Genomic DNA, 12,696 nt, shown 5'->3' with positions numbered 1-12,696 from the left:
GGTTGTCACCCGGATTCACCTTCCACAATCAGTATACGGGAAGGTAGTCGCTGGAAATGCGTCGAAAGGCGCTCTGCAAACAGCCAAAAATGTTAACGCGAGAGTATTCGCGGCATTTTATGCTTCTGCAGCTTCGTAGACGATTTGTGCGATGAGGTGATGGTTATCTACGACCAGTTTCAAAAATCAATCTGAAAATTGTCATTAACACAAAAGGTTAATGACAACTTTTTACTGATTCAGCACCATTTTCATTGAAAAAGAGGTGTTACTGGTATCCGGAAATTATACGATGCATTTATTACCAGCCATAAAAACGTTGCCACTTATGAATTACTGTTAAATTCTCACCTTCTGTGACTTCATAGTGAGGGTGTTGTGCTGCTGTGGCGCAGGCGTGATTGGGTAAGATTCTTAGTCTGGTGCCTACCGGTAAATCCGGCAGGGTGCCTTTGCTGCTGTGAAGGGACAGTATACCGTGTTCCTGGTTGGCATCGACCATCAGTAAGTCTTCATAAATATGGCCGTGGATATCGCATACTACGCCGTATCCCTGATCCACTTTTTGTTTTGATGTGCCTTTATCACGTGACATCGCCATCCAGCCTGCGTCTACCAAGATCCAATTCTTTTCTTTCCTGTTCAGCACATTCAATCAGCGCCTGTGATGTTGACTCACTGTAACTGGCACCGGCATGTGTCATCACCCCTTTGAGCTTTGCCGGCGTTCCTGCCAATTCACCGGCGATAGCGGTCAGCGTGGCTGAATCATGAGGTTTTACTCCTGAGCGGTGACCGTCGCAGTCTATTTCAATCAGCACACCAAACTTACAATCACTGGCGGTACAGTACACTGCCAAGTCTCTTGCCTGTGCAACTGAGTCCAGTACCACTGTTATTCCCGTGCCATTTTTTGCGAGGGCAGCCAGACGCTGATATTTACACGGCGCAATGCCCACTGCGTACAAAATATCAGTCACACCACCGGCAGAAAATTGCTCCGCTTCTTTCAGTGTGGAGACGGTTGCCGGCCCTGAAGGCGTTGACATCATCATCCGCGCAACTTAGATGCACTTGGATGTCTTCAGGTGTGGCCGGAACGAAACATTGAAGGGGGAAAGATGGTCTTTCAGCCTTTTAATGTTGGCGTTAACTTTTCTGATATCGAGGATCAGAGACGGCGTGTCTATGGTGTTGAGTGTTCGCTGTTCTGTTAGCGGACTGTCTGTCCCGGTTCTGGCTGCCTGTACATAATGGCCGCCGGGAGATGGTGCGTTTTCAGTTACGATATTCATTCACTTTAACCTTTGTCTTTTTTTCTATCATAAGCACAAATTAAAAGTGATTCGAGCTATTTGTCTTTATGTGAAGATAAAAGTGCGCAATTTGTATTAACTATTCAGCACAGTGTGCTGCCGCCGTACTTTAACCGGAACTGAGGGATATTTTTCTGAGCAGGGTAATTAACGTGGACAGTTCTGATTCATCCAGCGCACAGACCGATTTATCTGCCAGTGCAAACCGGCCGGCAATGGATTCTTCTATCAGAATATTGCCTTTTGTTGTCAGTGTGACTTTAACGCCTCTACGATCGCCGTCTGACACTGTGCGTTTCACCAGCCCTTTATTTTCCAGCCGCTTCAGACAGGCCGTCATTGCGCCTGAGGTTAAAATAACGGATTTTTGCAGTTCTCCGGGTGACAATTGAAAAGGGCTGCCTTTGCGTCGTAATGTGGCGAGAATGTCGAAGTCGGTATAATTGATGCCATGTGTTTTCAGAAACTGGTTTACGTTCTGTTCAAAACGGTTGCCAAGGTGAATAATGCGCGCACTGGCTGCCATTCCCGTACCCGCCATGTCCGGCTTTTGTTTCGCCCAGTCCGCAAGCAGGCTGTCAATAATATCTGAATTCATAGGTGTGTAACGTTGCCGAAAAATGAAAAGAATCAAGGGGAAACACTAGCACAAGATTGCAGGGCAGAGTAGAAGTGCGTAGAGATTGAACAACAACCGCTCATAATACCGGCGACCGCGCTTTTCTTTAAAAAATTACTTGCGCCAGCCAGACTGCATCGCTATTATACGCGCCGTTCCAAGCAATCGCGGAACGTCCTCAAATGCGTCTATAGCTCAGTTGGTTAGAGCGCTACCTTGACATGGTAGAGGTCCCCTGTTCGAATCAGGGTAGACGCACCAAATATCCGGGCACCAACTTTAAATTCAAATTCTACTGTTCATCCAGATTATCCCGGATATTTTGTCGCCTCAGCACCGCCATAATTTCAACGGTATCTTTTCCGGCAATGCGGTATTAGATGGTTTCATTAGCAATAACCGACTTGCGACAGCCTTGTCTTATATCCGTCGCCTTCGGATACCCGTAGGGATGTGTTGCAATTTGCTCTATGCGTTCAAACAAGGCTTTGTAGTAAGCATCGGCTCTGGCTTCACCAAATCGCTGAAATCCGTATAAATATATCCCCCGGATATCCTTTTATGCTTTATTTGAAATCTTATAATTTGCCCCACTAATCATGAATTGTGCTCACTGATAAAGTGTCATTATTCACATTGAGTGGCTGGATATGATGCTTGCACTGGTTCGAATTGCACTAAGTAAACCCTACACCTTCGTGGTGCTGGCGTTACTTATTCTTATTTTGGGGCCATTGTCGGCCATGCGGGCGCCGTCGGATATTTTCCCGAACTGGATGTTCCGGTAATCGCGGTTGCCTGGCAATGGCGGGGGCTTGCCACCTGATGGCATTGAAAATGGTGATGTGGTTCGCGTGGTAAACGGGCAGCAGGGTTAAAATAAGAAACTAAAACGGGATGTGAGTGGTTGTGTATGGTAAGTCGATGCGGGTAACGATAGTATTTCGGATTACTCAGACGCTAAGGGAATGACTTACGACAATGCGTTACTCACACCTTCTGTTTCTTTTTTTCATACTGTTTAACCCTGTACGGGCTTTCGCTGACAGTTTCGTCACTTCTGCAAATGACGGGTTTACTTATTCTGGCAGAGTGGCTTACACAGAGCTGGGAGCATTTTTAAGCTGGCCGGGTAACAGTGTTACCTTTTCTTTCTCCGGCAAAAAATTGGTACTGGCGTTAGACGATCAAACCGGCAGGAATTATTACAACGTCATTTTTAATGGTCAGGACATTTCACCCTATGTCATTCATACGAAACAGGGACTGCATCAGTACGATCTGAGTCATAGGGTACGCAACAATACAACGCAAGTGACACTGTTTAAACGTACTGAAGGTGAAGAAGGCGGAACCTATTTTCAGGGCGTGACACTGGCAGACGGGGGGAAGCTGCTGGCAAAACCGGTGCCGCCGTCAAGACGCATCCTGTTTTATGGCGATTCGATTACCGTCGGCATGGGCAATGAAGCTGCCCATAATGACCCGGATAATAAGCCTTCTGAAAAAAATCACTATCTTTCCTATGCGGCTATCACGGCCCGGCATCTCAATGCGGAATTCCATTCAATTGCGAAAAGCGGTATTGGCTTTATGGTCAGCTGGTTTGATTTTACGATGCCGGAATATTATGACCAGCTTACAGCGGAAAGTAACAACAATTCTTCATGGCATTTTGATGACTGGCAGCCTGATGTGGTGGTGGTCAATCTTGGCCAAAATGATCGTTGGCTGATTGAAAACGAAAAGCGTTTAAACGCCGGGCCTGAGGAGATCAAAAAATCCTATGAAGAATTCATCCGCACGTTGATGAAGCATCATCCTGATGCTGAGTTTGTGTGTGCTATCGGCAGTATGGATGCAACAAAAACCAGCGTGTGGCCGGATTACATTGCCAGTGCTGTTGATGCAATTAAGGCGTCACCTGATTCACAAGGAGACGGGCAAAGAGTTCATACGCTGGTCTTTGATTTTACCGGTTACGGTGCTCATCCTCGTGTGGAACAGCACAGAGAAAATGCCGCGAAGCTGACGGGTTATTTGAAAGAAATAATGAACTGGTAGCGTATTTACGATTATGTGAACCCGGTTATCCGGATGCCGTTTTGGCGTGGAAATGGTCACTTCCATGTTGGAACATGCCGGGGCTGCATCCGTATTCGTTTTTGAAAAGCTTATTGAAATAGGGCACGTTTTTATAACCTACCGAGTATGCGATTTCAGAAACGTTGGCGTCCTTGTTTTCCGTCAGCAGGCGGGCCGCTTCGTTCAGCCGCAGCTTGTTTAAATAAGTTGAAAACGTGTATCCGCACTCACTTTTCAGAATGTCGTTAATTTTATTCCGGTTAATGCCTAACGCCCGGACAATAAACTCAAGATTTAGCCCGGGATTTGAGTACTCTTTGGCAAGGAATTTCAAAATGGCCGTTTTATCTTTGTCTCTGTGGCTTTCCAGTGAAAGGTGTTCGCAGTCAATTAACGGCCGGTCCTTCTGAAGCTTATTTTTCACTTCTTTCATCAGATATTTGCTGTGGGCTTTAAACAGCCATGCGACCAGCATTGCACCTGAGGCAAGTAATATAGCAGCGCAAGTATATAAGTAAGACCAGTCTTTACCGTTAAACACAATTTCGCGGATACTGATGGTGGACTGCACATTCAGTGGACTCTGGATGGAACTGCCAAATGAAATTTTCTTTACTCTGGCCAGGCTGTATTCCTGCTCACTGAGCGCCTGATTATACCACTTGTACCACCATTCCGGTGTTTCCAGCCGGGTGATATCTATGTCGTAACGCTGCCACTCACTTTTACAGTGAAAATACCGGGTGGAAATACGATCAGACCTGGCATCATCAATTTTGCTGGCATTTTTATCGAGAGTGAATAAAGAGAAGGTCAGGGTACTTTCCGGTGAACATTTTGCCATAAACGACAAGGTATCAAACGGACTCAGGTCCACGAGATCAGGCTGTCCCTGACTGTTCAGAAACAGCATTTCGCCCATGGCAAAGGGATAGTCTTTCTGTTCGTTCAGTAACATGCTGAGTGTGTAACTGAACCCGTCATCGATAACCGAAATAGTGGATGCGCCACCTTCCTGCGAATCATCGTAAGTCAGGCTTTTCCACTTCAGTTTGTTTTCTTCAGCGGCGCGGGGGAGCAGAGGCTCTTCGGGGAAAGACTGATGATATGCAATGGCTACCAGTATTACGGCGAAAATAGCGTATGCCGTTAACGAATAAATAACCTTTTTATGGTAGCCAAACATACTTTCCGTTGTAACCACGTGCCAGTCTGCAAATAGGGATAGGTTTATATAATCAAACTCACAACCATTCGTCAATGCGCGCAAGGGGGCGACATGTAAGAATATTTACATGCTGAACATAGTTATATTTTCTGCCACAATTTCTTCTGTTTTTTGCACATTGCTAGCTTTTTTGCGTTTTCAGATATCTCAGGACCAGTATTCTCATTAGTTTTACCTCCATTAACAAAAAACAAACATTGCATCCCGATCGTGGTAACAACATGAAGGCGATACGTGTTCAAAGATGACTTTTATGTTTTGGGTTTCTGGCAAATAAAATGAAAAAAGCAAAAGCCTTTAAAGAAAAAGTAAATAATGGGAGCCTGCTTCTCGCCGTTGCCATCGCTTCCTTTTTGGCGTCCGGTTCCCCGCTAAGCTACGGGCAGAATTCGCCGGTCAGCCCTCCGGATAAAACCGCTATTAGCAAAGATGAAGTCCTTATTTTTAATTCTCCCGGTGAAGATTGGGAGTCTGAGTCGCTTCCTCTGGGCAATGGTTTGCTCGGTGCAACCATTGCCGGTGGTGCAAAAGAAGACGTTATTCAGTTTAATGAGAAAACACTCTGGACAGGTGGCCCCGGCAAAAACGGTCAGAATCAATCCGGCTTGCCTGACGATACATCCGGTTATGCTGAGCAGGTAGAAGCCGTCGTCAAAGAAATCGCAGAAAAAAGTTCGCTGTCACCTGACTATGTGGCTGGCAAACTGGGCCATCAGCAGCCGGACTATGGCAGCTATCAAAGCTTCGCCGATCTGGTGCTGTCGTTTCCTGAAAACACGCAGGACATCCACGATTACCGTCGCAGTCTGGATTTAAATACGGCTGTGGCGACAGTGAGTTATTCCGCAGACAAAATTGACTACAAAAGAGATTATTTTGTTACTTATCCCGACAACAGCATTGTCATCAGGCTGACGGCATCTGAAAAAGGCGCGCTGAGCGTATCCGGCAAGTTACGCTTTCCTGAAAACAGAACCTGGTTGGCAGAGGGGAGCGGTCAGGATACGTTACTCTACAGCGGAGCATTAACAGACAACGGGCTTGAATTTGCAGCCGGCATGCGTATTTTGCATGAAGGTGGCACCAAAAATGTGACAGACGCAGAATTCAGCGTAAGAAACGCTGACGTCGTGACCATTGTGCTTACCGCGGCCACCAATTATGCATTACGTCACCCGGATTACCGGCTGGGACATGCAAAAGATAAAGTCACCTCGCAACTTTCTCATCTTAGAAACTTCTCTTTTGATGAGCTGCTAACCCGCCACCTGAATGATTATCAGCCTTTGTTTAACCGCGTCAAACTGGACCTTGGCGATGGTGAAACCGGAGAACTGAAAGCTGCGCTCAAGGCTTATCCTTCTAAAAATGAGTCGCAGAACCGCGCGCTGGAAAGTCTCTATTTTCACTATGGTCGCTATCTTTTAATTGCCTCATCCAGAGCGGGCTCGCTGCCGGCGAACCTGCAGGGTATATGGAATAAAGACATTCAGGCTCCCTGGAGTGCTGACTATCATCTGAATATCAATTTACAGATGAATTACTGGCTGGCTCACACCACAAACCTGCCCGAAACACTGCCGCCGCTGTTCGATTTTGTAGAGAACCTCACAATACCCGGACGGGAAGCTGCCGGTAGATTGTTTGGTGCAGCAGGTTGGGTGGTCTTTCTTAATACCAATCCCTGGGGCTCAACAGGTTTGATTGACTGGCCCACCGCATTCTGGCAACCGGAGGCGGCTGCATGGATAGCAAGACACTTCTATGAAGAAGTCGCGTTCAATGCTGATGAAAGCTTCCTGAAAGAACGGGCCTGGCCGCTTCTCAAATTAACCAGTCAGTTCTGGCTGGACAACCTCGTTGAAAGCGCGGATTCAGACACGCTATTGATTTCCCCTTCTTATTCTCCGGAACACGGTAATTTTACGGCCGGTGCGGCTATGTCTCAGCAAATCGTGACGGATCTGTTTGCAAACACGCTAGTACTTGCAGAACAGGTCGGAGACAGGGAGCTTGCCGCTGCATTAAAGAATGCACTTGAAAGGCTCGAACCCGGTCTGCGGATTGGTAAATGGGGTCAGTTGCAGGAATGGCGTCAGGATATTGATGATAAGGAAAACCGCCACCGTCATATCTCCCATCTGTTCGCTTTACATCCGGGCAATCACATCTCACCAGTTGATACACCGGCCTTTTCGAAAGCCGCAGCGGTATCACTTAACGCAAGAGGTGATGCCGGCACAGGCTGGAGCCGTGCCTGGAAAATCAACTTTTGGGCCCGCCTTGCTGACGGGAACCGGGCCTTTAAATTATTGCAGGCACAATTGCGGGACAGCACGTTAAGCAACCTGTGGAGCTCTCATCCTCCCTTCCAGATTGACGGTAATTTTGGGGCAACGGCTGGTATTGCGGAAATGCTGCTGCAAAGTCACAGGGGGGAACTGCATTTACTACCAGCGCTGCCCGATGCGTGGGAGAAGGGCAGAGTAACCGGCCTCAGGGCGCGGGGGAATCATGAAGTCAGTATGGAATGGTCTGACGGGCGCCTTAATAAAGCGATTATTAAAACCTTCACAGACGGCGAAATCCGCATTCGTTGTGACAGTTTTGACCACAAGATTATAGTAACAGCTAACGGAGAATACGTTGCTTTTACGTCGCCTGAGCAGGGCGTTATTAGTTTCACCACCTCAGCGCAGCAGGAGTATGCCGTTTCTGCTGCTGAGTAACAACAATAGCCACGAAGAGCTGAACAGTGGCATGGTTCAACGCAACATGGACTTTTAAAATATGAAAACTACACATTCAGGACTTGAACAGTTTAAGCACGCAAAACTTACCGCTTTTCTACTGGCATCCTTAGGGTTGGCCTGTCCCGACACGGGTCTGGCACAGACTGACACAGAGGAAGAAGACAGTGAAACGCTGGAAGTTATAGAAGTAAAAGGCATGCGGGCCAGCGTCATTTCCGCTCAGGCAACTAAAATGAATTCCAATAAAATCATGGACGGGATCAGTGCTGATGATATCGGCGCACTGCCTGACCGCAGTATCACTGAAACTTTGCAAAGGGTGGCGGGTGTTGCTATCGACCGTTACATGTCGTTAGGAGATCCTGAGCACTTTTCGGTGGAAGGTAACGGTGTGATTGTGCGCGGCCTTACCCAGGTCCGGTCAGAACTGAACGGACGGGGAACGTTCAGTGCTGACGGGGGCCGGACGCTGAGCTTTGGTGATGTGCCGCCTGAACTGCTGAATGCTGTGAATGTGTACAAAAGTCCGTCGGCGGATCAGATTGAAGGCGGCCTTGCCGGTACGATTGATCTGGAAACCCGTCTGCCTTTTCACCGCGACGGTCAGCAAATCGCGTTTGATATCAGTGCCAACTACGGCGACGTGATAAAAGAAACCAAGCCGGGCTATTCATTTTTATATTCCAACAACTGGGATACCTCTGTCGGTAAAGTCGGGTTTTTGTTTGATATTGCCGTCTCTGAATTGTCTACCCGTAACGATTCCATGTACGTAAGACCTTTTTTCTACCGTGATGACATTGCCGGATACGAAGGGTCAACAGTCTATGTCCCCAGAGGTGCTGACTGGCGTACCATGTATTTTAACCGTGAACGTAATGGTGCTTATGCAGCCCTGCAATATGCACCGTCTGAAAACCACGAATTTACCCTGACATACTTTTCCAGCGATTATGATATGCAGTGGAATGAAGATGCCATATTCGTAGATAACTGGCCCTATGGTGCGCAAGTGGAAAGCGGTGCACAGTTCAGTGACAGCGGCGTACTGGAAAAAGGACGGCTGGTACAGGATGGCGGTATTCCCATGGGGGCCGATGTGAGAGCCTCTTCCCAGCAGGCAAAAACGGAAGATTTCGCTTTGCGTTACCGCTATGCCGGTGAGAAATTTCTGGTTGAAACGTCGCTGCAGCGGGTAAGTTCTGATTCTGCAGGGCTTGATAACACGGTGGCCACACAAATAAGTGTGCCTTACATTGATGTCGATTTAACCGGCAGCTTGCCCACTGTGACCTCAGATGCTTCTTATCTGGGAAACCCGGACAACTATGTCTGGAACTTCATCATGGATAATCAGTACGACCGCCAGGCGGATATGACTGCGGCAGATATTGATATTCAGTACTTTTTATCTGACGGTTTCTTCGAAGCCGTAAAGTTTGGCGCCCGCTACAGTAAAACATCATCTGATAACGCCGATACCGGTTATAACTGGAGTCCGTTAGCTCCAAGCTGGTTACAAGCTGCCATTGTGGAAGGGCAGGAGAATATTGTCCCTGATGTCAGTGAGCTGAATCTGAACTCCTTTGATAACTTCTTTGGTGGTGATGTGCCGGCGCCGGCAAACGTGTATGCACCTGATGCCAGTTTTGCGTTTGGTTATCCGCAGAGTTTTCAGGCCTTACAGGACCGGTTCGTGTATGCAGACTGGTCTGCCTGGGCGTACTGGAACCGCCGTGATTTAAATGATGATCAGTATACCAATGACCAGACAGAGGAAACGGCCGCCGCTTATGTGATGTTCGACTTCTTTACTGACGCACTTGGCAAACCTGTGTCGGGTAATGTGGGTGTGCGTTACGTTAAAACCGAAAATACTGCTCATGGTTATCTGCAATATCCGAACAATGCGCTGTTTGGCAACGGTGCTTTCACCGCCATGGATGCGGAGCATGATTACAGTAACTGGCTTCCCAGCTTAAACGTAAAAGTAGAACTGACCGACGATTTACTGCTGCGTTTTGCTGCTGCCAAAGCGATGGCGCGGCCAAATTTTGCAGATCTAGGCGCCAATATTGTGCTGAACGCAAATTTATCCAGTGCAGGAGAGGCCAGCCAGAATGCCGGTAATCCGCCTAAAGTGGAAGATTACGTGCTGACACTGGACTCCACACAAAATCCGTATCTCGACCCTATGGAGTCGAACCAGTTTGATGTGTCTCTTGAATGGTATTACGCCGAAGACAGTTCTGCTTATGTGGCATTGTTTACTAAGGATATTTCCGGCTACCAGGTGCCACAATTGTCTCAGGTTGAATTTGGCGGCTATACCTACAATGCCAGCTGGCCAGTCAGCAGCGCCGATGCTGAAATCACGGGTGTCGAGCTGTCGTTAAATCACTTCTTCTCCTCACTTCCTGCACCTTTTGACGGTTTCGGCGTGCAAATGAACTACACATGGATTGATAGTGAAATTGATGCTGACTCAAGCTCTCAGCCGGTGGATACGGACGGTTCCGGCTACGGCGACATGCCGTTCAGAGGCTTGTCAGAAAATGCGGTAAACCTGGTATTAATGTACGAGAAAGGTCCGTTTTCCGCGCGCCTGGCCTACAACTGGCGGGATGAATTCCTGATTGCAACTAATGCAAATGGTTTCACCGGCACGGAAAATGGCATCACTTATGGCTTACCACTGTTCAATGCAGCGACAGCTTACCTGGACGGCTCTGTGACATATCGTATCAATGACAATTACGCCGTGGTTCTGGAAGCGAACAACCTCAATGATGCGGTGACTAAAAACGAGATGCGTCAGAACGGCCCTGGTAATCACTACAGTGCTTATCACGTAAACGATATCCGCTATGCACTGTCCCTGCGGGGCAATTTCTAGTACCCGCGCGTATAGCACTGCACCGACCTGGTATTGGTATTACCTTCCGGTGCAGTGCAACGCTTTTCCCAACCCTGAATTGATATTTGGACACTATGAAAATCTATTATTTTGCAGGTCTTCTTCTTTGTGCAATGTGTGCGCTTAGTGCCTGCCAGAGTGCGGGGGGTAAACCCGCTGCAGCTTCTCATTCCCGGCACGACTTACCTCAAGTGGTTACTCAAAACGGCCGCCATGCCTTTCTCGTCGATGGTAAGCCTTTTCTGATGCTGGGTGCGCAAACGAATAATTCCGCTAACTATCCCGCAGCGCTGGATAAAGTGTGGCCGGTTGTTGATGCCATGCATGCTAACACCCTGGGTATTCCGGTGGCGTGGGAGCAAGTCGAACCGGAAGAGGGGCAGTTTGATTTCAGTTACCTTGATGTCCTGATCCGCCAGGCCGCAGAACGGGAAGTGAAAGTGGTATTGCTGTGGTTTGCCACCTGGAAAAACAACGCGCCTCATTACGCGCCGGCCTGGATCAAACTGAATAATCAGCGTTTCCCCAGAGTGATCACACGCGACGGGCGAACCCTGAACTCTCTGTCGCCTCACGGCGAACACACGCTGGCTGCGGACAAGCGCGCTTTCAAAGCCCTGATGACGTATTTGCGCGATAATGATCCGGCCCATCAGGTGATCATGGTACAGGTGCAAAATGAAACCGGCACCTACGGCTCAAAACGTGATTACTCCCCGTTAGCAAATTCTCTTTTTAATGAGCCTGTCCCTGACACGTTACTGGCCCGGATGAACAAACAACCGGGTACATGGCCTGAGGTATTCGGTGATGACGCTGATGAATTCTTTCATGCCTGGTCTATTGCCCGTTACGTCGATGAGATTGCACAGGCCGGTAAAGCAATTAAACCTTTGCCCATGAACGTTAATGTGGCGCTGAGAAATCCCTTCAATCCCGGCACGGGCTATTCCATGGGCGGCCCCACTGACAATGTCATCGACGTCTGGAAAGCCGGTGCCCCGCACATCGATATGATTTCACCGGATATTTATTTCCGTGACTATAAAACGGTAAAGCGTGTGCTGGAATTGTACAGCCGTGAAGATAACCCTTTATTTGTGGCAGAGATTGGTAACGACCAGCCCTATGCCCGCTACTTTTTCAGTACCCTGGGGCATCAGGGGATCGGGTTTGCGCCATTCGGCATGGATTACACTGGTTATGCTAATTATCCGCTGGGCGCGAAAACCGTTAACGACGACACCATTGCTCCCTTTGCTGAAATATACGGGCTGATGCAGTCATGGTCCGGCGTATGGGCAAAGCTCAGCCTCGAGCATCAGGTTTGGGGAGTGGCAGAGCCTCACGACTCGTCAAAAGATGAAAAAGTGTGGAATGCCAACGTGTCGCAAGCAAAAGGGGAGTCGCCCGCCTACAGTCAACTGCTGGATCTCGGAAACTGGGATGCAGAAGTTTCCTACGGACGACCTATGTTCTGGATTGACCCGCCCGCAGGAAATCATCCGGCGTCCGGTGGCGCACTTATCGCCAAATTATCCGACGACGAGTTTTTAGTAACTGCGCTGCGTGCACGGGTCACCTTTACACCGTCAAAAGAAATCGCATCACTCCCAGTGATGATTGAAAGGGTAGAAGAAGGCCATTTTGACGAGCAAGGTAACTGGATATTTGAGCGGGTCTGGAATGGCGATCAAACTGACTGGGGACTTAATTTCAACGATGAGCCGCATATTCTCAAAGTAAAAATGACCACCTGGCAAGAATGAACACCTTGT

The 12,696-nt window shown here is 48.3% G+C and carries 10 protein-coding genes and 1 tRNA gene; 6 read left to right on the top strand and 5 right to left on the bottom strand.

What is annotated here, in order from left to right:
* Positions 1-301: 301 nt before the first annotated feature.
* From ACXAGC_RS10985 to ACXAGC_RS10970, 4 genes are all read right to left on the bottom strand, one after another.
* Positions 302-601 (bottom strand): hypothetical protein, encoded by a 300-nt coding sequence (locus ACXAGC_RS10985; RefSeq protein WP_474844421.1) that lies wholly within the window; start codon positions 599-601, stop codon positions 302-304.
* Entirely contained in the window at positions 585-1,055 is a 471-nt protein-coding gene (locus tag ACXAGC_RS10980; RefSeq protein WP_474844420.1) for an alanine racemase, read from the bottom strand. The genes ACXAGC_RS10985 and ACXAGC_RS10980 overlap by 17 nt, the downstream gene beginning before the upstream one ends.
* Positions 1,056-1,064: 9 nt before the next feature.
* Positions 1,065-1,295, bottom strand: coding sequence for a hypothetical protein (locus ACXAGC_RS10975; RefSeq protein ID WP_474844419.1), 231 nt, complete (start codon positions 1,293-1,295; stop codon positions 1,065-1,067).
* 130 nt (positions 1,296-1,425) lie between these two features.
* Entirely contained in the window at positions 1,426-1,914 is a 489-nt protein-coding gene (locus tag ACXAGC_RS10970) for a MarR family winged helix-turn-helix transcriptional regulator (protein ID WP_303574048.1), read from the bottom strand.
* 205 nt (positions 1,915-2,119) lie between these two features.
* On the opposite strand from ACXAGC_RS10970, the gene ACXAGC_RS10965 reads away from it, so the two are divergent.
* The 3 genes from ACXAGC_RS10965 (at position 2,120) to ACXAGC_RS10955 (ending at position 3,999) form a co-directional block, all read left to right on the top strand.
* Positions 2,120-2,196, top strand: a tRNA-Val gene (locus ACXAGC_RS10965).
* Positions 2,197-2,585: 389 nt separating this feature from the next.
* Positions 2,586-2,723: a hypothetical protein gene (locus tag ACXAGC_RS10960; protein WP_474844418.1), complete on the top strand. Its 138-nt coding sequence runs from the start codon at positions 2,586-2,588 to the stop codon at positions 2,721-2,723.
* Positions 2,724-2,916: 193 nt separating this feature from the next.
* Positions 2,917-3,999, top strand: coding sequence for an SGNH/GDSL hydrolase family protein (locus tag ACXAGC_RS10955; protein WP_474844417.1), 1,083 nt, complete (start codon positions 2,917-2,919; stop codon positions 3,997-3,999).
* A 25-nt stretch (positions 4,000-4,024) separates the two neighbouring features.
* On the opposite strand, the gene ACXAGC_RS10950 is transcribed toward ACXAGC_RS10955, so the two are convergent.
* Positions 4,025-5,206, bottom strand: a complete 1,182-nt coding sequence (locus tag ACXAGC_RS10950) for a helix-turn-helix domain-containing protein (RefSeq protein WP_474844416.1) — start codon at positions 5,204-5,206, stop codon at positions 4,025-4,027.
* A gap of 320 nt (positions 5,207-5,526) precedes the next feature.
* Here ACXAGC_RS10950 and ACXAGC_RS10945 point away from each other — a divergent pair, with 320 nt between their 5' ends.
* The 3 genes from ACXAGC_RS10945 (at position 5,527) to ACXAGC_RS10935 (ending at position 12,687) form a co-directional block, all read left to right on the top strand.
* Positions 5,527-7,977, top strand: a complete 2,451-nt coding sequence (locus ACXAGC_RS10945; RefSeq protein ID WP_474844415.1) for a glycoside hydrolase family 95 protein — start codon at positions 5,527-5,529, stop codon at positions 7,975-7,977.
* Positions 7,978-8,038: 61 nt separating this feature from the next.
* The gene (locus ACXAGC_RS10940; RefSeq protein ID WP_474844414.1) at positions 8,039-10,897 is read left to right on the top strand and encodes a TonB-dependent receptor; all 2,859 of its coding nucleotides are present in this window, start codon (positions 8,039-8,041) and stop codon (positions 10,895-10,897) included.
* A 212-nt stretch (positions 10,898-11,109) separates the two neighbouring features.
* A complete protein-coding gene (locus tag ACXAGC_RS10935) occupies positions 11,110-12,687 on the top strand; it encodes a DUF5597 domain-containing protein (RefSeq protein WP_474844413.1) in 1,578 nt (525 codons plus the stop codon).
* The last annotated feature ends 9 nt before the right edge of the window (positions 12,688-12,696 follow it).

The sequence above is a fragment of the Alteromonas sp. AWJ4_197 genome (assembly GCF_056160285.1).
The sequence above is the reverse complement of the archived record's forward strand: the minus strand, read 5'-3'. Positions and strand labels throughout refer to the sequence as shown.

Coding starts and splice junctions, on each gene's coding strand:
- ACXAGC_RS10985 (WP_474844421.1), bottom strand. CDS start 601: ATGGCGATGTCACGTGATAAAGGCACATCAAAACAAAAAGTGGATCAG.
- ACXAGC_RS10980 (WP_474844420.1), bottom strand. CDS start 1,055: ATGATGATGTCAACGCCTTCAGGGCCGGCAACCGTCTCCACACTGAAA.
- ACXAGC_RS10975 (WP_474844419.1), bottom strand. CDS start 1,295: ATGAATATCGTAACTGAAAACGCACCATCTCCCGGCGGCCATTATGTA.
- ACXAGC_RS10970 (WP_303574048.1), bottom strand. CDS start 1,914: ATGAATTCAGATATTATTGACAGCCTGCTTGCGGACTGGGCGAAACAA.
- ACXAGC_RS10960 (WP_474844418.1), top strand. CDS start 2,586: ATGATGCTTGCACTGGTTCGAATTGCACTAAGTAAACCCTACACCTTC.
- ACXAGC_RS10955 (WP_474844417.1), top strand. CDS start 2,917: ATGCGTTACTCACACCTTCTGTTTCTTTTTTTCATACTGTTTAACCCT.
- ACXAGC_RS10950 (WP_474844416.1), bottom strand. CDS start 5,206: ATGTTTGGCTACCATAAAAAGGTTATTTATTCGTTAACGGCATACGCT.
- ACXAGC_RS10945 (WP_474844415.1), top strand. CDS start 5,527: ATGAAAAAAGCAAAAGCCTTTAAAGAAAAAGTAAATAATGGGAGCCTG.
- ACXAGC_RS10940 (WP_474844414.1), top strand. CDS start 8,039: ATGAAAACTACACATTCAGGACTTGAACAGTTTAAGCACGCAAAACTT.